18 protein-coding genes are annotated in these 23,755 nt (G+C 70.6%); 11 read left to right on the top strand and 7 right to left on the bottom strand.

Going from position 1 to position 23,755, the window contains the following annotated elements; genetic code table 11:
- Positions 1-71: 71 nt before the first annotated feature.
- The 5 genes from ACQUQD_RS40420 to ACQUQD_RS40400 form a co-directional block, all read right to left on the bottom strand.
- Positions 72-1,607 (bottom strand): flavin-containing monooxygenase, encoded by a 1,536-nt coding sequence (locus tag ACQUQD_RS40420; protein WP_428957224.1) that lies wholly within the window; start codon positions 1,605-1,607, stop codon positions 72-74.
- 240 nt (positions 1,608-1,847) lie between these two features.
- Positions 1,848-2,435, bottom strand: a complete 588-nt coding sequence (locus ACQUQD_RS40415) for a YbhB/YbcL family Raf kinase inhibitor-like protein (RefSeq protein WP_428957223.1) — start codon at positions 2,433-2,435, stop codon at positions 1,848-1,850.
- A 44-nt stretch (positions 2,436-2,479) separates the two neighbouring features.
- On the bottom strand, positions 2,480-2,944 hold the full coding sequence (locus ACQUQD_RS40410) for a MarR family winged helix-turn-helix transcriptional regulator (protein WP_428957222.1): 465 nt from the start codon (positions 2,942-2,944) through the stop codon (positions 2,480-2,482).
- A gap of 851 nt (positions 2,945-3,795) precedes the next feature.
- Complete coding sequence (locus ACQUQD_RS40405) at positions 3,796-4,644, bottom strand: NmrA family NAD(P)-binding protein (RefSeq protein WP_428957221.1); 849 nt, start codon at positions 4,642-4,644, stop codon at positions 3,796-3,798.
- The gene (locus ACQUQD_RS40400; protein ID WP_428957220.1) at positions 4,644-5,066 is read right to left on the bottom strand and encodes a nuclear transport factor 2 family protein; all 423 of its coding nucleotides are present in this window, start codon (positions 5,064-5,066) and stop codon (positions 4,644-4,646) included. Before ACQUQD_RS40400 ends, ACQUQD_RS40405 begins: the two co-directional genes overlap by 1 nt.
- 90 nt (positions 5,067-5,156) lie before the next feature.
- Here ACQUQD_RS40400 and ACQUQD_RS40395 point away from each other — a divergent pair, with 90 nt between their 5' ends.
- Positions 5,157-5,747: a TetR family transcriptional regulator gene (locus tag ACQUQD_RS40395; protein WP_428957219.1), complete on the top strand. Its 591-nt coding sequence runs from the start codon at positions 5,157-5,159 to the stop codon at positions 5,745-5,747.
- Between the two features lie 96 nt (positions 5,748-5,843).
- On the opposite strand, the gene ACQUQD_RS40390 is transcribed toward ACQUQD_RS40395, so the two are convergent.
- A complete protein-coding gene (locus ACQUQD_RS40390) occupies positions 5,844-6,842 on the bottom strand; it encodes a hypothetical protein (RefSeq protein ID WP_428957218.1) in 999 nt (332 codons plus the stop codon).
- 328 nt (positions 6,843-7,170) lie between these two features.
- Between ACQUQD_RS40390 and ACQUQD_RS40385 the strand changes: the two genes are divergently transcribed.
- The 5 genes from ACQUQD_RS40385 to ACQUQD_RS40365 all read left to right on the top strand — a co-directional run bounded on the left by ACQUQD_RS40385 (position 7,171) and on the right by ACQUQD_RS40365 (position 14,484).
- Positions 7,171-7,611: a VOC family protein gene (locus tag ACQUQD_RS40385; protein ID WP_428957217.1), complete on the top strand. Its 441-nt coding sequence runs from the start codon at positions 7,171-7,173 to the stop codon at positions 7,609-7,611.
- 254 nt (positions 7,612-7,865) lie between these two features.
- Positions 7,866-8,657: a type VII secretion system-associated protein gene (locus ACQUQD_RS40380; RefSeq protein ID WP_428957216.1), complete on the top strand. Its 792-nt coding sequence runs from the start codon at positions 7,866-7,868 to the stop codon at positions 8,655-8,657.
- Positions 8,654-9,820 (top strand): ricin-type beta-trefoil lectin domain protein, encoded by a 1,167-nt coding sequence (locus ACQUQD_RS40375; RefSeq protein WP_428957215.1) that lies wholly within the window; start codon positions 8,654-8,656, stop codon positions 9,818-9,820. The genes ACQUQD_RS40380 and ACQUQD_RS40375 overlap by 4 nt, the downstream gene beginning before the upstream one ends.
- A 132-nt stretch (positions 9,821-9,952) precedes the next feature.
- Positions 9,953-13,261: a right-handed parallel beta-helix repeat-containing protein gene (locus tag ACQUQD_RS40370; protein ID WP_428957214.1), complete on the top strand. Its 3,309-nt coding sequence runs from the start codon at positions 9,953-9,955 to the stop codon at positions 13,259-13,261.
- Positions 13,258-14,484: a S8 family serine peptidase gene (locus ACQUQD_RS40365; RefSeq protein ID WP_428957213.1), complete on the top strand. Its 1,227-nt coding sequence runs from the start codon at positions 13,258-13,260 to the stop codon at positions 14,482-14,484. Before ACQUQD_RS40370 ends, ACQUQD_RS40365 begins: the two co-directional genes overlap by 4 nt.
- Positions 14,485-14,538: 54 nt before the next feature.
- Here ACQUQD_RS40365 and eccCa read toward each other — a convergent pair whose 3' ends face one another.
- Complete coding sequence (gene eccCa / locus ACQUQD_RS40360) at positions 14,539-18,531, bottom strand: type VII secretion protein EccCa (RefSeq protein ID WP_428957212.1); 3,993 nt, start codon at positions 18,529-18,531, stop codon at positions 14,539-14,541.
- Positions 18,532-18,969: 438 nt separating this feature from the next.
- Here eccCa and eccD point away from each other — a divergent pair, with 438 nt between their 5' ends.
- From eccD to ACQUQD_RS40335, 5 genes are all read left to right on the top strand, one after another.
- On the top strand, positions 18,970-20,370 hold the full coding sequence (eccD, locus tag ACQUQD_RS40355) for a type VII secretion integral membrane protein EccD (RefSeq protein WP_428957211.1): 1,401 nt from the start codon (positions 18,970-18,972) through the stop codon (positions 20,368-20,370).
- Between the two features lie 60 nt (positions 20,371-20,430).
- Positions 20,431-21,969: a type VII secretion protein EccB gene (gene eccB / locus ACQUQD_RS40350; protein WP_428957210.1), complete on the top strand. Its 1,539-nt coding sequence runs from the start codon at positions 20,431-20,433 to the stop codon at positions 21,967-21,969.
- 456 nt (positions 21,970-22,425) lie between these two features.
- Positions 22,426-22,749, top strand: coding sequence for a WXG100 family type VII secretion target (locus ACQUQD_RS40345; RefSeq protein WP_428957209.1), 324 nt, complete (start codon positions 22,426-22,428; stop codon positions 22,747-22,749).
- A 109-nt stretch (positions 22,750-22,858) separates the two neighbouring features.
- Positions 22,859-23,182: a WXG100 family type VII secretion target gene (locus tag ACQUQD_RS40340; RefSeq protein WP_428957208.1), complete on the top strand. Its 324-nt coding sequence runs from the start codon at positions 22,859-22,861 to the stop codon at positions 23,180-23,182.
- Positions 23,183-23,286: 104 nt separating this feature from the next.
- On the top strand, positions 23,287-23,742 hold the full coding sequence (locus ACQUQD_RS40335) for a type VII secretion system-associated protein (RefSeq protein WP_428957207.1): 456 nt from the start codon (positions 23,287-23,289) through the stop codon (positions 23,740-23,742).
- Positions 23,743-23,755: the final 13 nt, after the last annotated feature.

The raw sequence follows: 23,755 nt of genomic DNA, 5'->3' as shown, positions 1-23,755 counted from the left end.
GGCCGGTGCGGTGGTGCGATGGTGAGGTGTGCGGCGCTGGTTGTGAGGTACGGAATGCGTGGGCCGAACGGTCAGGCGACGCGGGGCGCTTCCTGGGCGTCGGCCGCCGCGTCCGTCGCGGACGTGCGTGCGGAGCCCGGGTTGCTCGCCGTGTCGAAGCGCAGGGCGCTGTCGCCGATGGGGGCGTCCTGGAGCAGGGCGCGGTCGCGGTAGTAGTTGTTCCACAGCCGCCACGGGTCGCGGGTGCCCTGGCGCGGCATGACCTCGTTGGCCCGGGCGATGTAGCCGGAGGTCAGCGCCTCGCCCATGACGGAGAACTCGGAGCGGTCACTGCTGGAGGCCATCGGGGTGGCGATGTCATGCCCGTGGCGCCGCATGTGCGCGAGCAGACGGGCGGTGTAGCCGGCCGCCAGGTCCGCCTTCAGGGTCCAGGAGGCGTTGGTGTAGCCGATGACGAGGGACATGTTGGGGACACCCTCGAGCAGAACGGCCTTGTAGAGGACGCGGTTCGTGATGTCCACCGGGCGGCCGTCGACGGTGAGTGCCATGCCGCCCAGGAGGCGGACGTTCAGGCCCGTGGCGGTGATGACGATGTCGGCCTGCAGCTCCTCGCCGGACTTCAGGCGGATGCCGTCGGCGGTGAAGGTGTCGATGTGGTCGGTGGCGATCGATGCCTTGCCGCTCTTGAGGACCTTGAACAGGTCGCCACCGGGGACGACGCACAGGCGCTGGTCCCACGGCTTGTAGTTCGGGCTGAAGTGGCGCATGTCGACGCCTTTGCCGGCCCTGGCTCGCACCAGGCCGAGGAGCGCCTTTCGGGCGAGGCGGGGGTACTTGCGACAGAAGGCGTAACTCCCGCGCTGCAGAGCGATGTTGCGGGTGCGGGCGATCTTGTGCGTCAGCCGGGCGGGGGCTCGCAGCTTCTGCAGGACGGAGGTGACCGGGTCGACCTCGGGCAGCGCGAGGATGTAGGTGGGCGAGCGCTGCAACATGGTGACGTGCGCGGCCTCGTCGGCCATCGCGGGCAGCAAGGTGATGGCGGTGGCACCGGAACCGATGACGACCACGCGCTTGCCCGTGTGGTCGAGGTCGTCCGGCCAGTGCTGCGGATGAACGAGAGTCCCCTGAAAGTCCGCCTCGCCGGGGAACTGTGGGCGGTAGGGGTTGTCGTAGTCGTAGTAGCCGGTCGCTCCGACGACGTAGCCCGCGTTGTACGACTCGCGCTCGCCGGTGCTCTCGTCCTCGACCTCTACGGTCCAGCGGCCGGTGGCGTGCGAGAAGTCGGCGCTGGTCGCTCGGCGACGGAAGCGGATGCGCTCCAGTACGCCGTGGTCGACCGCGGCGTCCTCGACGTACTGCCGGATCTCTGCGCCGCCGGCGAGGATGCGCGCATCGCGCCAGGGACGGAAGCCGAATCCGAAGGTGGGCATGTCCGAGTCGGACCGGATGCCGGGGTAGCGGAAGAGATCCCAGGTGCCCCCTACGCGGGAGCGACGCTCGAGCACGACGAGCGAAGCGCCAGGATTGTCCCGCAGTACGTGGCTCGCGGCGCTGATGCCGGATATTCCGGCACCGATGACCAGGACGTCGACGTGCTGCTGCTCCATGGCGGAGGGTCCTCACTCTCACTCGCGGGCCCCTGGACGGCAGGGACGGAGGGTCGCCGCCGCCGCGTGGGGCGCCGACGGTGGCTCAGACACGTGCTTCCACTTCTCTGTGGTATCGGCAATTTACCTGCGACACAGTGTTTCAGATACCCTCGGTAACATGATGTAAGTCACACTCAGGTGGAAGTGGATCGACGCGAGAACCATGCACCCGACGGAGAGCTGACCGACCGTTAGCGGTCAGCGTTCGCTGATGCCAGTGATGCGGCCGCGGGCGAGTACGGGTACGTCCAGGGAGTCAAGGAGGCGGCGGGGCCGGGCCTTGATGAGCGCGTCGCGATCCGGGCGGCCGAGCAGGCTCTCGCCCAGTGCGTAGAGCTCGAAGACATAGCGGTGCGGGCCGTGGCCTTTGAGCGGCTCGGGTCCGTGGTAGCCACGGCCGATGAACGAGCGGAGCAGTGTCACGCCGGGCGCGGGGGCGTTCTTGCCGAGAGCACCGGCCGCGAGCTCGTGCGGCTTCGCGCGGCGGGCGTCGTCGATGACGGCGAGACAGTGGACGGCGGGGCGGGACCCGAGGGGAACGTCGACGTCCTCGACCAGGAGCAGGAGTTCAGCGGCCCCCTCAGGGGGTGTGCTCCATGCGAGGTGAGGGGAGATGTTCTCGCCGTCGACGCGCGTGCCGCTGTGCCGGGTGGGCAGGGTGCCGGCGTCGGTGAAGTCCTGGCTGGTGAGGGTGAGGGTCTCCGGGCCGGTCAAGTTGGCCTGGTTCCAGGCGTACGCGCTCTCGGCGGGGCGCCGATTGCGCAGGAGGGTGCCGAGTATGGGCATGACGTGTCTTCTTTCTTGCTCTCTTGCTACCTGGCGCTACCTGGTCAGCGGCCTTCAGCGGACGGTGCCGAATCGGTCGTCGAGTTCAGTGCGGTGAAGATGCGGGCGACAGCGGCCAAGTCGTCGGCGTCGAGTTCGTTGAACCCGCGCGGCGCCTCGGTGAGGATGCGGCGGGCAGCCTCGGCGATCTGCCGCCCGAGGTCGGTGAGGTGGACGACCTTGCGGCGCTTGTCGTCGGGGTGACTCTCTCGCCGTACCAGGCCACGACGCTCCAGACGGTCGATCGCGACGGTCGCTGCGGAGGGGTCGACGGCAGCGGCCCCCGCGATCTCGCGCATCGTCATCGGCGCCCGCGTGAGGTTGATCAGCTGCTCGGCATTACCCGGGCCGAGGTCCAGTTCCCGGCGCAGCGCGCGGCGGCGGTCCTGGCCGGTGATGAACGTATGCAGGGCGGCCCACGCCTGTGCGGCCGGGGCGCTGTTCGGCTCGGGATTCAGGGCGTCCTCCATGGGTGCGAGGAGGCCATGGCGGGCCTCCGAATAGATTGTTACATGTCAACTACTTTCTTGTCAGGTTCCATGTCGGGCTGCCACCTGAGCGACCCACTTGGCACGGGGCAGCACTGCCGTGTCGAAGCGGGACGGTGTCACTGGGTTCGGCCCAGCCGTGTCGAGGCCTCGGGAAGGTCTGACGCAGCGCGATCGGTCGCGCAGGTCGAGCCTTGAGAACTGTCCTGGCGCGCCACCACCGGCCCGCATCCCGCACCCACCACACAGGACTGAAGGCCCCTGACCAGCACCATCGGTCAGGGGCCTTCAGTCCTGTACGTTGCCTGCCGGTGACCGCGATTCCCGGTGAGATCCGGCCTATCGGGTACCACTGCGGCGGCGCGGCCGCGCACAGGTGTTGAGTTCAGCCGGCACTCCGATCTGCCTGCGTGCTTCTGCGAATCGGAGTGCCAGGGCTGAGGCGGAAGGCCGGCGGGGTCTGGGCGCGGCATCCCTTCCCCTCCACCGAGTGGGGGCGGAGTGGCGGTGTCGTAGGAATGAGCTCGTTCCCAGCTGATTTCTACAGCAAGAGAGCGATTTCAGCGCAGGCCCAACTGTCCATTAAACGCGGCGCTTTGCGGATTGCGTTCCCGCAATCACACGCCCCTCTCGCTGCTGCACTCGCCGCTCTCCCCTGCTCCCGCCCCGTCGACTCACGCCTCTGTGGAGCGAGCATGGCTCACGACACCTAGGTGAAGAAGACCGCTGCACGAACGACTGCCGATTTTTCGGACGGCATGAAGGCTGAGAGGTCCTCGGCTTCTGCTGGTACGCGCCGGACTGGGCCCGCACGCTGCTGGCCGCCCGGAAGCTCAGCCGCTTCGTCGCGCCTCGCCCTCCAGGAGGGCGCGAAAGGAACGTGGCGGCCGGCCGGTCAGGCGCCGGACCGTGTCTGTGAGCCGGTCCTCCGCTCCGCCGGCGATGGCGCGGTCCATGCCTGCCAGCAGTTCGGCGAACTCGACCGGCATCTGTTCCGCGTGACGATCACGCAACTGCTCGTAGGACAGTCGGCGGTGGCTCACGCCGCGGCCGGTGACCTCTGTGATGATCGCGGCGATGTCGTCGTAGCTGAGCGCCTGCGGTCCCGTGAGGACGAGATCGGCATTGGGAGCTTCCTCATCTGTCAGCGCATGGACGGCGACCGCCGCGATGTCCTCGGCGTCGATGAAGCCGACCCGGCCGCTTTCGGTGGCCGACCAGATGGCGCTGTTCTCTCGGACACTCAGGGCCTGCGGATGAGCGCCGGTGAAGTTCTGCATGAACCACGAGGGCCGCAGAACGGTCCACTGGTCGAACAGACGGGGCAGCGCCTGGTGCACCCTTCCCACCGCCGGGCCACCCGCGGGGACGGCTGAAGAACTGAGCAGCACGGCACGGTGCACGCCGGCGGTGCGGGCCTGCTGGAGGAACGGCAGCATGGTCGCCGCGGGATCCAGGTCGCCGACGGGTGGAACGAGGTAGACGCTGTCGACCCCGCTGAGGGCGGCTGCGTGGGTGGCGGAGTCGTACCAGTCGAAGGTGACCGGCTCCGCTCCGGTGACCGGAGCGGCACGGCGACTGGCGGCTTTGACCCTGTGCCCCGCGCTCACCAGTTGCGTGACGGTCCGGCTGCCGGTGGTTCCGGTCGCACCGATGACCAGGATGGTGTCGGTGGTGGTCATCAGTTGCTCCTGGTGAAGTCGGCGCCGGATCCCGGGAGGCCGGACGGATTCCAGTAGTCGCGGTAGGAGGTGATGCGCCCGTCCCGAACGGTCACGACCGCGATGTAGGTCATGTCGTAAGGAGCGCCCGTCTCCACCAGGCGGCCGACGGCACGCATCTCGACGACGATCGTCCCCGGATCGCTGGTCTCATGAATTCGCAGTTCCGGGATGTCCTGGAGATCGATGTGATCGGGGTAGGGCTGCATGTAGGCCGCCACGGCCTCCTTGCCCTCCAGCCGCGTCGGCCAGCCCTCGGGGGCGAAGGGGAACTCCATGATGCCGTTCTCGGCCCACAGGTCGACCCACGCGGGAATGTTCTTGTCGAGCAGCAGTCGCAGGCTGTGGCGGTACAGATCCGCCGGAGCAGTCGGTGCGGGCACGGGTATCCTCCCACTTATAGAATACGGACTGTCGGTCCGCTTTGAAATATACGGACCGACGGTCCGCTTTGCAAAAGAGGGAGAGGCACCGTGCCCGAACACAGGACCCGCAAGGACGCCGCCCGCAACCGGGAGTCCCTGCTCGCGGCGGCCGACGCCCTTTTCGCCCGCCATGAGAGCCCCGAGGACGTCACCATGGCCCACGTCGCAGCAGCGGCCGGCGTTGGCAAGGGCACACTCTTCCGGGCCTTCGGTGACCGCGACGGGCTGCTCCGCGCGCTGTACGAGGCCCGGCTCGAACCCGTCAGGGAAGCCATTGAGACGGGCCCACCCCCCTTGGGCCCCTCAACGCCGCCGAAGGATCGCGTGCTCGCCCTACTGGACGCCGTCCTCTGCTTCAAACTGGACAACCGGCGCCTCGCGCTGGCCCTTGAGTCAAGCGGAAACAGCAGCCCGTACCAGGCACCGCACTACGAGCGATGGCACAGCATGCTCCGAGCGGTACTGGATCAGATCCCCGGCCTGCCCGACACCGACTTCACCGCCCACGCCCTGCTGGCAGCCACCCGAGCCGACCTTGTCGAGCACCTCGCCGAAGCAGAGCGCGTGCCAAGGGAGGAGATGCGGAATCAGCTCGCGAACTTCGCCTCCAGACTCCTGGCCACCGGCAAGGCTCGCTAGAGGACTCATCTCACGTGCCGTCCTCACAGCCGCGATAGCGACTTCTTGGCCCCAACAGGAGCCGTCACCTCGCTGCAGACGTCTCGTTCGGACGCGTCAAGCGGTGGCGGAGGCTTCCGTGTTGCCCCCGGCCCTTCCACGAGAGGAACGAGTCGACCGCAGCTGGTCATAGAGGGCCGCGAGAGCGGTGAACGTGACGGGGAGGATCACGGCCGCAGTGACCAGGATGCCGACGACGACGGGGGCGAGGATGCCGGCGTAGTACGCGGCGAAGAAGTTGCCCGTGGCCTGTTCGAGGAGGGATCGCACGAGGGGCCGCAGCGGCAGGGCGAGCTGTACCACCAGCCGCAGCAGTCCGGCGGTCAGCGCGGCCAGCACCAGCCCGAGGGCAAGAACGCGGCCCGCTCCGGCGCGCGACCACGTCAACGACCAGGACCGACGCAGAGCCGCGCGGGGACCGAGCCCGTCAGCCGCGGCGGCCGGGGCGAGGTTGAGGGCGAGGCGCAGCAGCACAGCGACGCATACGGCGATTGCGGGGGCGGCCGAGACGAGTGCGTAGGGCCAGGATCCGCGTTCCAGTGGCAGCGGGGTGTCGAGTTGGTCGCCGGTGAGACGGTACGCAACTTCCTGGGCGACCAGCGGCAGGGGCCATACGATCAGGCTGCGCAGCGCGTACCCGGCGAGTACGGATCGCAGTCGCGCGGCGCCGCCTTGCGAGGGCTCGCCGGACTCCGCCGCCACCGCCCGCGAGCACACGGTCTGCAGGGCCGCGCTGCCGATACCGAAGACAAGCAGGAAGAGCGGGAGCGTCCAGAGGGCGACCAGTGTCAGGTCTGTGTGGTCGTGCAGGTAGGGGTCCTCAAGCTGGTGGTAGTAAGTACGTTGGTTCCGCATGTGGGTGAAGAGGGGCCAGGCGAGCGCGAATATCGCGGCCGTCAACAGCAGCCCGGCCAGTCCGGACAGGCCGACGATGCGTACCGTGGCGCTTGCCAGTGCGCCCCGGTGCCGCCGCAGAACGGCGAACGTCGTGGCGGCGAAGCCACGTTGCGGGCTTCCGCTCGTCGGTGGCGCCGTGCGGTCGTGCTGTGTGGGCATGGAGACGAGCCTTCTTTACGTTCCGGTTCCGTTCGTTCCTGCTCAGGACGCCGGGCGGACGGGGCACGGTTCTGCGGACGTGTGAGCGCGAGCGACGGAATCAGGTGCGGCGCGCGGCGACCGCGGTGTGGGCCTTCGTGGGAGCCGTTCTCGTCGTGTAGGCGGTGGGTTGGTCCATGCGGCTGAATCTCACCTGAGGCGCGATCCGGATGTTTTCGAGTTCGGCAGTCTTCGGATGTCGAGAACGTGCCACCGGCTCCGTCCCAGGGACATCAGCGGCCACCACCGGCCGCGCGAGGAAGAAGAAGAAGAAGAAGGAGAAGCCAGCATGGCGATTCAGCGGATGGACAACGTCGGCATCGTCGTCGAGGACATGGAGGCCGCCATCGCGTTCTTCGTGGAACTCGGTATGGAGCTGGAGGGCAGGGCCGAGGTCGAGGGCCTCGTCGCCGACCAGTGCACCGGGCTCGACGGCGTCCACTGTGACATCGCGATGGTCCGGACCCCGGACGGTCACAGCCGGCTCGAGCTGGCGAAGTACCGCAGCCCCGCGGCGATCAGCACCGGGCCGCGCAACCGGCCGCACAACATTCTCGGCACGCACCGCGTCATGTTCGCCGTCGACGACCTCGAGGACACCGTTGCCCGGCTGCGCCCTCACGGCGCCGAACTCGTCGGCGAGATCGCCCGGTTCGAGGACAGCTATCTGCTCTGCTACCTCCGCGGCCCGGAAGGCATCATCGTCGGACTGGCCGAGCAGCTCCGCTGAGGAGCCGTACAGCCTCACTGCCGGCCGTCCCGACCACCGCGTCCACCACCACACCCCCGTGCCGGCTGTGCGGCCAGTGCGCCGACGGCCGGCCAGGGCAGGGACGTGCGGCCTCGCCCCTTGGGGCCTGGCGCCACGAAGCGGGCAGGAAACGGACACCTGATTGACTGAATCGGATCACCTGGTGATCGCCTAAGACGTAGGTTCCCGTGGCATCCTGTTGGCTTGCGTGAATCAAGTGTCTGCTGCGGTCGATGATGTGCGACGAACGGTCAAAGAGTCAGGTGGAGATGCGGCCCGAGGAACGACAACCGGACCTGCCGCACGACCCGTCTGCCCTTCCGCATCAGGACGGCTCGGTCGAGGACCCGTTGTCCGACATACCCGATGCGGTGCGAACCGCCGCGCTGCAAGCGCCCGGACATTGGATCGGTGCCGTCGACCCCGCTTGGCCGGGCGATCGGACTCCCCCTGACTGGGCGGTCGTCGGCGAGTGGCGTTCCGAGGACGGGGACGTACGGGAGTACCGCGCGAATCCTCATTACCGCCCCTCCCCCGCCGTCCTCGGCTGGCCCGAACCCACGGATCCCGTGGACGCCGCCGCCCAACTCGCGGCCACCGGCTATGGAACGGACGACGATGCTCTGGCCGCGCTGGCGCAGGCCGACGTCACGGTCCTGCGCGGTATCGACGGTGAGCCACTCGTCGCCGCAGGGGCCGACGGACATCCCGTGGTGATGGTCTTCTCCGCTCCGGCTCACCAGCTCATGGCGTCGACGCTGAGCCACGACACCCTGCCGGTCAGCGAGTTGGCAGACAGCCTTCGTGGCTCCGAGGCTTTCCTTGCCGTCAATGCGGGCGCCGCGGCTCCCCTCCTCGTCCCGGTGGAGAGCCTGCGCGCCGCTTACCCGTCCCGTCCGGGATCGGAGCAGGCGTCCGCCCCCGAGCACGTTCCGACCCGCACCACATCGTCACCGACATCTGTTCCGCATTCCGACAGTCCCCGCCCCACCCCTTGGCCCCACACCACAGGGAGGACCCAGTGACGCGCTCGGCCCAGTCTCCGGCGCAGCCGCCCACAGCGACGCGCGAGGAGAGCGAGACCACGCAGGCATCAACTCAGGTGCCTGAGGCTCAGGTTGAGAAGCCTCTTACGGAGGGCGAAGCCGCAGCCTCGGCTCCCGCCGCGGGCGAAACCGCCGCCTCCTCCGGCGAAACCGCACCCCTCAAAAAGCCGTCCGAGGACGACGACGGCGACCCGCAAGCCGAGCACTCCCCCGGCACGGACTCCGCGAGCGAAAAAGCCGAGGCGACGGAGGGCTCCGCCGAGTCCGATCCGGGCGCCGCGGCCGCTGCGAAGAGCCGGCTGCCCGCGCTCGTACGGACGATGACCGCCACCGCGATCGGCGAGAAGGAACCGGCGTCCAAGCCCGTCGGCCGTCCGGGCAAGGCCGCCCTGGCGGGCGCCGCTGTGGTCGGAGCGCTGTTGGTGTCCGTGCCCTTCATGCTCCTCGGAGGCGGCGACGACGAGCATCCGTCGAAGTCGGCCAATGCCGCGGGAACCGTTCTCGGCGGCGACGATCCGGACCAGCCCGGGGACTTTGCGGCCGCCGCTCCCGAGGCGAGCAAGGAGGAGAGTAAACCCCCCGAGAAGAAGGTCGAGAAGAAGACCCCTCCCAGTAACGGCGGTTCGGGCGAGAAGGCCGCGCAAGACGCCAAGGGCGACGAGAAGCCGAGTGGCAAGTCCTCCGGGGACGGCGAGAAGAAGAAGTCCTCGAGCGCCGACAAGAAGAAGGCCGCTGCACCGCCCGCTGTCACGTTGGGCAATCCGGTGTTGATCCGGGGGCACGCGTCGGGACGCTGCCTCGAGGTTCCGGCGGCCCGGTTCCAGGACGGGATGCCACTGCAGATCTGGGACTGCAACGGTTCGAGCGCCCAGCGGTGGCAGACCGCGTCGGACGGCACGCTGCGCATCGGCGGGAAGTGCCTCGATGTGGCGAACGCCGACTTCAACGACGGCACACCGATCCAACTGGCCAACTGCACCGACAACATCGCGCAGAAGTTCGTCGTCAACGAGCGCAACGACCTGGTCAACACCGTCGTCGGCAAGTGCGTCGATGTGAAGGACAACAACACCGGAAACCGCGCCACGCTGCAGCTGTGGACGTGCACCGGCGCCGACAACCAGAAGTGGAGCTACGCCTGACCGTCGCACGGCGGTGCACGCGCGAGCGGTCTCACTCGAACAGCAGGACGACGGGCTGGCATCATTGATCACTGTGCTCCCGGAAGACAGGTGTCATCGCGCAAGGTGCCACCCAGGCAAGGAGGTTCGTGCGTGTCGCGCCAGGTACTGACGGTCGGCTCCGACGGGCAGGACCGGTACCGGACGATCGGTGAGGCGTTGGCGGCGGCGCGCAGCGGCGCCCTCGTCAGCGTCCGTCCGGGAACGTACGCCGAGAACCTGGTGATCCACACGAGGGTCACCATCGCGGCGGCCGAGGGGCGGGGCACGGTCGAGATCCGGCCGCGGTCGGGCAGTGTGCTGTCGCTGCGGGCCGATGCCGTGATGCTCACCGAGGTGACGCTGCGCGGCGCGGACGCCGAGGAGCCCGCGGTGGACGTGCGGCGCGGGCAGGCCGCGCTCGACGGCTGCGACGTCAGCGGCTCCGCGTGGACGGCGCTGCTGGCCGGGGGCACCGGCTCGCTCGCGCTGCGGGACTGCCGGGTCAGCAACCCGCGCGGCGCCGGCATCGTGATCACGTCGACCACGCCGAGTTCCGTGGAGTCCTGCACGGTGGAGCACCTCGCGACCAGTGGTGTGGTGCTGGCCGAGCAGGGGGACGCGACCGTGCGCGGCTGCACGATCCGTGACGCCCGCGGCAACGGCCTGCTGGCGAACGGTGAAGCCCGCGGCACTGTAGAGGACTGCGACATCTCCTCCACGGACAAGCCGTCGGTGGCGCTGGAGGAACGCTGCACGACCACGGTCGTACGGACCGTGGTCCACGACACCAGTACGGGCGTGCACATCACCAGCGCGGGGCGCACCACGCTGGAGGACGTCCGGGTCACCGGGGCCTCGGCCACCGGCATCGTGCTCGCCGCGGGCACCGACCCGGTGCTGCGGCGCTGCCGCACCTCGCGGACACGGGGCAGCGGGCTCCTGGTCACGGACCGGGCGCGCGGCTCGTTCGAGGACTGCTGGATCGACACGGCCCAAGGGCCCGCTCTCAAGGTGAACGGCGCGGCGTCCCCGGCGCTGACCGGCCTCACGGTGCGCGACTGCGAGGAGACGGGGCTGCTGCTGGAGGAGGACTCGGCGGCCGAGCTCGACCGGACCGAGGTCATCGGCGGCTCCCCCGCTCTGCTGCTGCGCAGCGGCGCCAATCCGCTCGTGCGCCGCGCCCGGCTCGTCGAGTCGGCCGGTGACGGCATCGCGGCGACGAAGGACGCACGCGGGCGCGTGGAGGACTGCGAGATCCTGCGGCCGCGCGGGGCAGGTGTGCGGGTCGCGGCCGGGAGCACCCTGTATGTCGCCGGGGGCGGTGTCTCCGGGAGCGAGGGCGACGCCGTTCTCGTCGAGGAGGGTGGCAGCGTCACCGTGCGGGACTTCCGGGTGGAGACGTCCGGGGGCGGCGGGGTCGTCGTGGCGAGCGGCGCGGAGCTGACCGCCAACCGCACGACGGTGCACGCCGCCACGGGCCACGGTTTCCTGCTGCGCGAGGGCAGCCAGGCCTCGCTCAGCGGCTGCGAGGTGAGCGGCGGCGAGCAGGACGGCTTCCGGGTGGAGTCGACCGCGCCGGTCTCACTGGTGAACTGCATCGCGCGGGAGAACGCGGGCGGCGGTCTCGTGCAGACGGCGCCCGGCGAGCGGCTGGCCGTGGAAGGGCTGAGCAGCAACGGCAACGGCAAGCGGGATGCCTGGGGCACCGGCAGCGCAGAGAACACCGATCCGGCTGGTTCCGGGGCCGCCGAGGCCTCACCGGCCACCCGTGACGGTGGTCCACTGGGCGCGCTCAACGACTTGATCGGCCTCGACAACGTCAAGGAGCAGGTGCGCACGCTGGTGAATCTCACCCAGCTCGCGCAGCGCCGTGAACAGCTCGGCATGTCGGCGCCGCCGATGAGCCGGCACCTCGTCTTCGCGGGCCCGCCCGGCACCGGCAAGACCACGGTGGCCCGGCTGTACGGGGCGATCCTCGCCGAGCTGGGTTCGCTGCGCAGCGGTCACCTCGTGGAGGTGTCGCGGGCCGATCTGGTGGCGCAGATCGTGGGCGGTACGGCGATCAAGACCACGGAGACGTTCAACCGGGCGCTGGGCGGGGTGCTGTTCGTCGACGAGGCGTACACGCTCACCGCCGACAGCGGGAACGGCGGCGCCGACTTCGGCCGCGAGGCGGTGGACACACTACTGAAGCTGATGGAGGACCACCGCGACGACGTGGTGGTGGTCGCGGCCGGCTACTCCCGGGAGATGGATTCGTTCCTGGGCTCGAACCCCGGCCTGGCGTCGCGGTTCTCGCGGACCGTCGAGTTCGAGAACTACTCGGTGCCCGAACTCGTCGCGATCATGGACAGCATGTGCGGGCAGCACCAGTACGAGCTGGGCGAAGGCACGGCGGAGGCGCTGGCGGCGCACTTCGAACGGATGCCACGTGATGCCACGTTCGGCAACGGACGTGCGGCGCGCGGTGTGTTCGAGGAGATGGTGGACCGGCAGGCGGTGCGGCTCGCGTCCCTGGAGCGGGTCGACGAGCAGGATCTGCGGACACTGCTGCCGCGGGACGTGTCGGCGACCGCCGCCGCGCCCGTCGCGGGGCAGCCGGCCGACGATCCGCTGACCAAGCTCGGCGACATGGTGGGCCTGGCCGAGGTGAAGCGGGATGTCACCGATCTCGTCAACCTGATCACCACCGCCCGGCACCGGGCCGCGGCGGGGCTGCCCGTTCCGTCGATCAGTCACCATCTGGTGTTCACGGGGCCGCCCGGCACCGGCAAGACGACGGTGGCCCGGCTGTACGGCGAGATCCTGGTGCAGCTCGGCATCCTCAGCGGCGGGCAACTCGTCGAGGTGGCCCGCGCCGATCTCGTCGGCCGCTACATCGGCCACACGGCTCAGTTGACCCGGGATGTGTTCGAACGGGCCCGCGGCGGTGTGCTGTTCATCGACGAGGCGTACACGCTCACACCCGCGGGCGGCGGCGCCGACTTCGGCCAGGAGGCCGTGGACACGCTGCTGAAGCTGATGGAGGACCACCGCGACGACGTGGTGGTGATCGTCGCCGGATACACGGACGAGATGGAACGCTTCCTGGCCTCCAACCCCGGCCTGTCGTCCCGCTTCTCGCGCCGTGTCGCGTTCGCCGACTACTCCTCCGAGGAACTGGTCACGATCGTACGGACGCAGGCGTCGGCCATGGGCTACGAGTGCGGGCCCGGCACCGGCCCGGTCCTCAAGGAACACTTCGACTCGCTGCCCCGCGACCGGACGTTCGGCAATGCGCGCCTCGCACGGCAGGTGGTGGAGTCGATGGTCACGCGGCAGGCCGGGCGGCTCAGTTCGCTGTCCTCCCCCACTCTCGACGATCTCCGCATCCTGGTGCCGGACGACGTGACGGCCGCGCGGAAGGCGGCGCAGCGATGACGGTGCGCGGCGGCGCTGCAGCGCGGCGGATGTCCGTGCTGGGGACGGCGCTGCTGCTGGCCATGGCCGTTCCGGGCGGCGCCGTCGTCGCGTCCCCCGCGCAGGCGCCGGCAGCGGCAGGCCGGCAGAAGCTGCCGGCCATGCCCTCGGCTCTGCCGTCGGATCCGCAGCAGTCGCCGTGCACACCCGCCTCCAAGACAGAGGCGCAGAAGCAGGACTGGTCGCGTCAGCGTCTCGATCTCGGGCGTGTGCACCAGCACGGTACGGGTGCCGGGGTGACCGTCGCGGTCGTCGACACCGGAGTGGTGACGGGTGCGGCCGGTCTCAAGGGGCGGGTGAAGGCCGAGGGCGAGGCGGGTCAGGACTGTGTCGGGCACGGCACGTTCGTCGCCGGGTTGGTGGCGGGCGCCGCGGGCGGCAAGCCCGATCTGGGTGGTGTGGCGCCGCAGGCCGACGTCCTCGCGCTGCGCGGTACGGACACCCGGGGGATGCCGAGCGCCGCGCGGGTCACTGCCGCGGTACGGGCCGCCGTCGCGGCGAAGGCGGACGTGATCACGGTCTCGGTGGCTCTGCCGCGCCGGGATGCCGCTCTCACCCGCGCCGTCCAGGACGCGCGGAAGGCGGGGATCGTGGTCGTGGCGGCGGCGACGCCGGACGCCCCGGCGGCCAGCGAGGACCCGGTGCCGAGCAAGGCGTACTGGCCGGCCTCCGAACCCGGGGTGCTGTCGGTCGCGGACATGCTGCCGAACGGCACACGGCCGGAGAATGCCCTGCGGACCCAGGGCATCGACCTCGCCGCGCCCGGCGCCGGTGTCGTGTCCGTCGGGCCGCGCGGCACGGGCCACTATCTGGGTGCCGGGCCCTCGTTGGGCGCCGCGTACACCGCGGGCGCGGCCGCTCTGGTGCGGGCCGCTCATCCCGATGCCTCCGCCGACGACGTCGTACGGCGTCTGGTGTCGACCGCCTACCCGGGTGATCTGCCGCAGCTCGATCCCTACGCCGCCGTCACGGCGGTCACCGACGACGCGCAGCGGTCCGACGCTCCGGGGCGCACCGAGGCGGTGGCGCTGCGGGACACCGGCGACGCGGACCGGGCCGGTGGCCGGGCGACGCTGCTGGCGCTGGCGGGCGGCGGGGGTGTGCTGGCCGTGCTGTGGGCGGCGTTCGTGCTGCCCCGGGCGCGGGCCCGCGGGTGGCGGCCGGCCGCGCGGGATGAGACGTAGCGGGATGAGACACATACGAGGGGCCCCGCCGGTTCTCGGCGGGGCCCCTCGCTGTCACTGGTGAGATCGGTCGATGCCCTCGGCGAGTGCCGTCTGTACGAGCCTCGCCTTGCGGCGCACGATGTGGAAGGCGCGGCCGGGCGGCAGGTTCCGCGGCTTGATGTTGCCGAAGAGGTAGCCCTCGGTGGGCGGGCAGGACATCAGCAGTGCCGGTGTGTTGGTCTCGTCGAGGCGGCGCAACAGCGCTTCGTTGAGGCCACGGCCCGCGCCCATCGCGCTGCGGGCGACGACCAGGTGCAGGCCCACCTCGAAGCCGAGCGCCAAGTGGTCGAAGAGCGGCTCGAAGGGGCTCTGGAAGGAGTTCCCGGCGACCATGTCGTAGTCGTCGACCAGTACGAACAGGCGCGGTCCGGTCCACCAGTCGCACTGGCGCATCTGCCCGGGCGCGATGTCGGGACCGGGCTGGCGGGTCTGCATCGCGCGCGCGGCGCCGTCGACGGTCTCCTTGAGGTTGTCCAGGGAGACCACGTGCCCGATGCGGTACTCCTCCGGCACGGCGTCGACGAGGGTGCGCCGGTAGTCGACCACGATGATCTTCGCTTCGGCCGGGGTGTAGCGGGCGGTGATGCCCGCGGCGACCCGGCGCAGCAGGTTGGTCTTGCCGCTTTCGGTGTCGCCGACGGCGAGCAGGTGCGGGGTGCGGCTGAAGTCGTGCCAGACCGGTTCGAGGGCCTCCTGGTCGAGGCCGAGGGCGAGTCGCATGCCGCCGCCCTCGATCGCGGTCGGCTCCGGCAGGTCGGTGACCGGAAGGCGGTGCGGCAGCATGCGGACCTTGGGCGCGGGGTCGCCGGGCCAGGCCTCGGCGATCCGGGCGACCAGGTGGGCGACGCCGTCGCCGAGGTCGTCGAGGTCGCTGCCGGCGTCGATGCGGGGCAGGCCCGCGAGGAAGTGGAGCTTGCTGTCGGCGGTGAGGCCGCGGCCGCCGCTGCGCGGCACGGAGCGGGCCTTGCGCATGTCGACCTCGGAGTCCATCGGGTCACCCATGCGCAGTTCGAGGCGGGTGGCCGCCTGGTCGCGCACCTGCGCGGAGAGTTCGACCCAGCGGGCGGTGGTGACGATGAGGTGGATGCCGTAGTTCAGGCCCCGGGCCGCCAGTTCGTTGAACTTGGGGATCAGGTCGTCGTAGTCCTGGCGGACCGTGGACCAGCCGTCCACGACGAGGAACACGTCGCCGAAGCGTTCGTCGGGAAACTCTCCGGCGGCGCGCCTCCTGCGGAAGGAGGCCATCGAGTCCACGGTGTGGTCGATGAAGAACTGCTCGCGCCGGGCCAGCAGGGTCATGACCTCGGCGACGGTGCGGTTGACGCGCTCGGGGTCCAGTCGCGCCGCGACGCCGGACACGTGCGGCAGTCCGCCGAGCTGGGAGAGTCCGCCGCCGCCGAAGTCGAGGCAGAAGAACTGTGTTTCGGCCGGTGTGTGGGTGAGGGCGAGGGAGCAGACGAGCGTACGGACGAGGGTCGACTTGCCGCTCTGCGAGCCGCCGGCCACGGCGACGTGGCCGCCGGCCGCCGACAGGTCGACCACCAGCGGGTCACGGCGCTGCTCGAACGGCTTGTCGACGAGGCCGACCGGCACGCGCAGCTTTCCCTTCCCGGACCAGCCGGCGGCGGTCAGTCCGCGCTCGGCGTCCACCGTGACGCCGGACAGCAGCGCGTCCAGCGGGGCGGGGGTGTCCAGCGGCGGCAGCCATACCTGGTGCGCGGCCGGCCCCGAATCCCGCAGCCGGTCGAGCGCCACGTCGATCAGGCTCTCCTCCTGCTCCTGCGCCTCCTGCTCCGGTTCCGGGTCGGGGGTGGGGTCCGGGGTGACGGCGCGGGGGACGACCCAGCCGCTCGTCCACGGCACGACCTGGTTGGCGACGCGTGCGCGGACGACGGCGCCGGTGCGGCGCCGGTAGGTGCCCGAGGAGTAGGCGGCGCGGAAGCGCACGAGGGACTCGACGCCGGACTTCAGGTAGCCGCTGCCCGGTTGTGCGGGCAGTTGGTAGGCGTCGGGGACGCCGAGGACGCCGCGGCTCTCCATGGCGGAGAAGGTGCGCAGGCCCACCCGGTAGGACAGGTGGCTCTCCAGTTGGTGCATGCGGCCTTCGTCGAGGCGCTGGGAGGCGAGCAAGAGATGGACGCCGAGGGAGCGGCCGAGGCGTCCGATCATGACGAACAGGTCCATGAACTCGCGGTGGGCGGCGAGCAGTTCGCTGAACTCGTCGACGACGACGAACAGGCTGGGCAGCGGCGCGAGGTCGGCGCCCTGGGCGCGGGCCCGTTCGTACTCCAGGGCCGAGGTGTAGTTGCCGGCGGCGCGCAACAGCTCCTGTCGGCGCAGGAGTTCACCGTGGAGGGCGTCCTGCATGCGTTCCACGAGGGCGACTTCGTCGGCGAGGTTCGTGATGACCGCGGAGGTGTGCGGGAGTTCGTCGAGGCCGAGGAAGGTGGCGCCGCCCTTGAAGTCGACGAGGACGAAGTTGAGGGTCTCGGAGGAGTTCGTCAGCGCGAGGCCGAGGACGAGGGTGCGCAGCAGTTCGCTCTTGCCGGAGCCGGTGGCGCCGATGAGCATGCCGTGCGGGCCCATGCCGCCCTGCGCGGACTCCTTGATGTCGAGCTCGACGGGCCGCCCGTCGACACCGACCGCGACGGGCACGCGCAGCCGCGAGGCTCCGGTGTGCTTGGCCCACAGGCTCGGCGGGGTGTGCCGGTGCAGGTCGGGGATACCGAGCAGGGTGGTCAGTTCGACGTCGGTGTCCAGCGGCTGCGCGCTGTCGCTGCCCAGGCTCATCCGGGACGCGGACAGCAGGCGGGCCAGGGACTCGGCGCCGCGGACGCCGAGGCGGTCGGGGCGGCCCAGCGGCGTGGTGCGTTCCTTGCGGCTGCGGTCGGTGCGCACCAGGCCCACCTCGTCCTGCTCGACGGTGAGGCGCAGCGTGTTGCGGCCGGGCCGCCAGCGCAGGGACTCGGCTAGGTCGATGACGACGGCGTTGCGGTAGCCGGGCCCGCCCCAGCGGTGTCCCTCGGGCACGGTGACGCCGTCCACGATGACGACGGTGTACGGCTCCTCGCGGCCGGGGACGGCGTCGGGCTCGAACCCGGGCCGTTCGGCGAACTCGGCGCCGAGCAGGTCGTCGAGTTCGGTGAGGTCGGAGGTGATGCGCCGTACGGGCCCGGCGCCGTCCTCCTCGTGGGGATGCAGGACGTGGGGCAGCCATTTCACCCACTCCCACTCGCCTCGCCGCTCGTCGGTGGTGCACACGGCGATCCACAGCTCTTCCGGGGCGTGGAAGACGGCGAGCTGGCCGAGGGCCGCGCGCACCAGTCCGCGGACCGCGTCGTCGTCGCCGCGCAGCAGAACCCGGGCCGATGAGCGCAGGTACAGGCCGATGGGCTGCTCGGGCACGGTCGAGTAGGCGCGGATGAAGCGACGCAGGGCGTGCGCGCACAGCGGTTCGAGATCCTCGACGGGCCGGGTGGAGACGGGAGTGAGGGTGAGGGCGAGCTGCTGCTCGCCGACGGCGAGGCGGACCTCGCCGAAGTCCTCGTCCGCGGGGCGCCGTTCCCACAGCCGGGTGGTGCGCACGAGGGAGCGCAGCGATGTGGGCTCCGGGTGGCGCCAGGCGAGCGCCCGCTGCTGTTCGGCGATGGTCTGGCGGACGCGTTTGCGGGTCTGGGCCAGGTAGCGCAGATAGTCGCGGCGTTCGCCCTTCAGGCGCTGTTTGCGTTCGCCGGAGCGGCGCATCATCTGGCCGACGAGCATGGCCACCGCGGCGAGCATCATCATGCCGAGCGCGATGTACATGAAGACGCCGTGCGAGCCTCCGGGGCGGAGGAACATCAGCATCATCGACACCGACATCATCGCCATCGGCAGATAGGTCCAGATCGCCGTGGTGTCGGGCACTGTCTCGGCGAGGACGGGTGGTTCCTGGAGCGTCAGCTCGCCCTCTGGCATGTCCGGGCCGCTGCGCCGCGCGGGCCGACGAAACAGAACCACACTCAAGGGACAGATCCTCCCGGGTTGTTGGACTGTGTGCACCGGGGTCCGGTCCACACGGCCCCGAAACATCCGTGCATCATGCATGCGCCGCCGCGTCACCGAATTCGGGCGCGGCCGTGAAAACCCGGTGAACAGTCCGGACGCACAGCGGCGGAATCGGCCGTCGGTGTCGTGGAAGAAGGAGATCCCCGCGACAATCACGCCTCCAGCGGCAGTAGTCTGCACTCGGAGATCGCTCATGTCCACGTGGGCCCTGCCATTGCGTGCTCTCTCACGTGGAAAGACGGATCCGGACAACCCCCGCACACCATAACGCTCTTGGCAAAACCTGCTTCGGATACCCGTCTTCGAAGTTTCCAAACACGCGACCGGAGGCCGCTGTTCAGGCGACCCCTGCCATTCCCCCGTCGAACTTCATAATGGGAGACGAGAGTTCACATCATGACCGACAGTGCGGTGGCCGAACTGTGCCGCCTGACCGTACGCGCACCGGCCGTCTCCGTCGATCTGGCCGTGCCCACCGATGTCCCCGTCGCCGACCTGCTGCCGACGCTGCTGCGTTATGCCGGCGCGGAGGCCGAGGAGGCCGGCCTCGACCATGCGGGCTGGGTGCTCCAGCGGCTCGGTGACGCCCCGCTCGACGAGGAGTCGACGCTCGCCCAGGCCGGTCTGACCGACGGGACCGTTCTGCATCTGCGCCCGCACACCGAGGCGCTGCCCGAGGCGCGCCTGGACGACCTGGTGGACGGGATCGCCGACACCGCGGGCAAGCGGCTGCACAACTGGACTCCGCAGGCCGCGAGGAATCTCCTGGTGGGCGGCGCGGTCGTCGCCGTGACGGCGGCTCTGGTGCTGCTGTTCTGGCCCGGGGCGTCCGCGTCGGCGCGGCCGGTGTGCGCGAGTGTGGCGGGGCTGTTGCTGCTGGCGGGCGCCGGTTCGGCGAGCCGGGCGGTGGGTGACCGGGTGTCGGCGACGGCGCTCGGGCTGCTGGTGGTGCCGTGCCTGGCCCTCGCCGGCTGGGTACTGCCCGGCGGCGACGTGACGGGGCCGGACGCGACGCGGGTCGTCGGCGCGCGGCTGCTGGCCGCCGGGGCGGCGGGCGCGGGCGGTGCCGTCCTGGCGCTGGCCGCCACCGCGGTCGGCGCCCCGATGCTGCTGGCCACGGCCGTGGTGTCGGTGGCGGCCGCGATCGCGGGGACGCTGATGGGTTTCAGCGGACTCGACGCCCAGGCCTCCACGGCGATCGTGGCGACGGTGGTGGCGCTGGCCGCCGGGACGGTGCCCGCGCTGGCGTTCAAGCTGGCCGGCATGCGGATGCCGGCGCTGCCCTCGTCGGCCCGTGAACTCCAGGAAGGCATCGAGCCGTTCCGCAGCGAGGAGGTGGCCGAACGCACCGAGCTCGCCGGACGCTGGATCACCGCGCTGTTCGGCGCGACCGGGGTGATCGCGGCCGCGGCCCTGGTGCCGCTGACCCACCGGCCCGGCCTGGCCGAGGTCCTGACGTCCCTGGTCCTGACGCTGCTGCTCCTGCTGCATGCGCGGGGCCTGGTCCACATCGGACAGCGGCTCACGCTGGCGCTGCCCGCGGCCTGGGGCCTGGTCCTGCTCGCCCGCGCCTGGGCCGTGGCGGCCGAACCGGGCGGCCGGGCCGTCGTGTTCGCCGTGCTGCTGGCGGTGGCCGCGGCGCTCGTCGTCGCGGCGTGGACGGTGCCGGGCCGCCGCATGCTGCCGTACTGGGGCCGGGCCGCGGAGATCGCGCACACCGCGAGCGCGGTCGCGCTGCTGCCGCTGAGCCTGTGGGTGGCCGGGCTGTTCGGCTGGCTGCGCGGGCTGTTCGGCTGACCCCCGAGCCCACCTCGGGCGCCGCGGCGCCGTCATCACCGAGAACGAGAAGGAGAGGCAGTGCAGTCGAAACGGGACCAGGTGCAGGCCCACAGTTTCGTGATGGGCAGGCTCAGTTCGGGGCTGCTCCTGGCCGATCCGGACGCACCGGAGAGCCCTCTCGGGCGGACCACGCGCGGCGTCCTGTTCGGTCTGCTCGTGACGGTGCTCGTCGCCGCAGGCGCGACGGTGTACGGGCTGCTGCGCCCCGGCGGGAACGACAGCTGGCGCTCCGGCGAGAGCCTCGTCGTGAACCGGGACACCGGGGCCCGCTACCTCTACACCGGCGGCACGCTGCATCCCGTGCGCAACTACGCCTCCGCGCGGCTCATCGGCGGCGCCGAGCTGACCTCGGTGGATGTCGGCACGGCCTCGCTGCGCGGCACCCCGGTGGGCGCTCCGGTGGGGATACCCGGGGCGCCGGACACCCTGCCAGGCGCGGGTGAACTCGACGGCGGGGCCTGGCACATGTGCGTGACCGGCGCGGCGGGCGCGCTGCCGAGCACGGGCGGCGGCACCGAGGCCGGGGTGAACAAGCCCGGCGCGACCACGGTCGTGGCGGGGGCGTCGTTGGCCACGCGCGCCCTCGCCGGTGACCGCGCGGTGCTGGTGCAGGGACCGGATCGCAAGGAGTACCTGGTGTGGCGCGGCAGCCGGCTGCCGCTCGACGAGACGTCCGACGCGCGGGGCGCGCTCGGCTACGGCTCCGAGTCGCCGATGCCGGTGTCCGCGGCGTTCCTGGACGCGCTCGCGCCGGGCGCCGAGCTGGCGCCGCCCGAGGTGCCCGGTCGCGGCGAGAAGGGCCCCGACCTGGGCGGCGAGCCCACCCGGGTGGGCCAGGTGTTCAAGGTGACGGTGCCGGGCGGCAGCAGCACGTACCAACTGCTGCGCTCCGACGGTCTGGTCCCCCTCTCCCGTACCGGGGCCGCGCTCGTCCTCGGGGACCCGGCCACGCAGAAGGAGGCGTACGAAGGGCAGTCTCCGACCGCGCGGACGGTGGGCGCGGACGCACTGCGCCAGCACCGGGCGGCGTCGGCCGCCCGGTCCTCGGACGCCTCGGGGCTTCCGGCGACGCCGCCCGAGCCGCAGTCGACGCCGCGCGGCTCGGCGCTGTGCGCGGAGGTCGACGGCGGGGCGCAGGGGGCGCGGATCAGCTCGGTGCTGGTGTCGCTCGACGCGCTGGCTCCGCTCGCCGTGTCGGCGGGCACCGCGGGCCCGCCGCAGCCGGCCTGCGTGGCACCGGACGCGACGGTCGTCCGGCCCGGACACGGCGCTCTCGTACGGGCTCTGAACGCCTCCGGAGCCGCGCACGCGGGCACGACGTACCTGGTCGCGGACAACGGAGTGAAGTACCGGATCGCCTCGAAGGAGGCGCTCGCCGCGCTGGGGTACGGCGCCGACGACATCACGTCGGTTCCGGCTCCGCTGCTGTCGACGCTGCCCACCGGTTCGGACCTGGACGAGCGGGCCGCGTCGGGGGCCACGGCCCCGCGGGTGACCGCACCGGATTGCGGGAACGGGCAAAAGGGAAAAGAACGCAATGAACAAAACTCCGTATGAACGGAGTTGAGGCCGAGCAGGGATCAATTTCCGGCCAGATTCAAGGAGACACAGCTCTCCCACAGGCTGAAGTGAATATGCCACCGAGAAAGCTCAGAGAAACCTCAAGAAGCCTGTACGTGCGGGGCCGCCAACACATCGATGCCCGAAACGAGCAGGGAACGGGCGGCTCTCTCCCGCGCGTTGCCCGTTTCACCGGACGCCGTGCCCGCATGGGGCCCGAATTCCCGTCGCGCGCGGTCAGTTGCGGTTCCGCCACGCCGCGTCGATGAATCGGTGCGCCCGCCTCACCTCGGCCATCCGCGAGAAACCTTGACGTAACTCTGTTCAGACCAGGTGGATTTGAGGCCGGTCCTCGGGCGGAGATTCACTGGATTCGTTGCGCGGAGGGCCGGATTCTCTTTAGCCTCAGCAGGCACGATCGCCACAGCGAAGCTCGACCGAAGGGAGTGCTCCATGGCCGACAACCGGTTGGTGGACGACAAGGCAGTACAGAACGGGGTGCACGCGCTGGGGATGGCCAAGGACGGCGTCGAGCGCATCCGGGGCAACGTGAGGTCGCTGGCGCTCGGCGTCGGCGGTGACGAGGGCCGCGCCTTCATGAACCTCTTCGAGAAGTGGGACGAGCAGGCCCAGCGCATCATCGGCCAGATCAACCGCATGACGGACGCGCTGGAGGACAACCGCTCCTCCGCCCAGAAGACGTCGGCGCACCACCAGAGCAACATCGGCCAGCAGGCCGGCAAGGTCTCCTCCGGTGTCTTCGAGGCGCTGACCTGACCTGCCCGCTGCCGGGGGCGTCCCCCGGCGTCGGCCCCTCCCCCTCGGGCCGAACCCCCACCACGAGACGCCTCGGACCACCGGTCCGACGACCAGAGAGGCATCCGTCATGCCCGCCGAGAACCTCACAGACGGCATCATCGATGTCCAGTACAACGCGGCCGCCAACGCCGCCGTGGACATCCAGCAGCAGACCAAGGCGATCCAGGGCACCCTCCAGTCCCTCGAGCAGGAGCTGCAGGCCCTGATGCGCGGCTGGAGCGGTGACGACCAGCAGGAGTACACCAAGGTCCAGCAGCAGTGGAACAACGCGGTCGGCAAGATGCAGCAGCTACTCTCCGAGAACGGCACGCTCCTCGAGGACGTGGCGGACGGCCACAAGAAGGACGAGCGGCGCAGCAGTCAGATGTGGCAGTCGGTCACCCCGCGCTGACCTCCTGAGACGTCCGCGTCCCGGCCTTCCCCGCAAGGGGCACTCCCCCACGGGCCGGGACGCGGACCCCACCGTTTCCGGCACCGAGCGAAGGAGGGTGACCCGTGGCCGATCTGACCCATCTCGATCTCAAGCAGCTCCAGAAGTTCCGTGACGAGGACGTGGAGCAGGCCCTGAAATCCGCAGGCACCTACCGTGACAAGGAAGTCGACGGCATCCGCCCGCTCCGCGACCTCACCGACGGTCACACCACGGAGGGGAATCCGGACAAGGGTCAACAGATCCTGCACATCGGCAAGATGACCACCGAGGATCTGGTCTCGGGCCCGTCACTGATCAAGGACATCACGACAGCGGCGACGACCATCGACAAGTTGCTCGGAGACCAGGAGACGCTCTTCAAGGACTTGAAGGACGCGCTCCAGGACACCCTCGACAAGATGACCAAGACCCACCAGAGCAACCTGGACTCGATCGACGCCCAGACCCTGCTCCAGCTGTTCGAGGACGTCGACACCGATGTGGCCGGCACGAACAGCGGCGGGGACGACGAGAGCTGAGTACCGCGCGCGG

It is taken from the genome of Streptomyces sp. cg35 (assembly GCF_050410835.1).
GTDB lineage: Bacteria > Actinomycetota > Actinomycetes > Streptomycetales > Streptomycetaceae > Streptomyces.
Note: the sequence above shows the minus strand (reverse complement) of the source record. Positions and strands in the feature narration are given on the sequence as shown.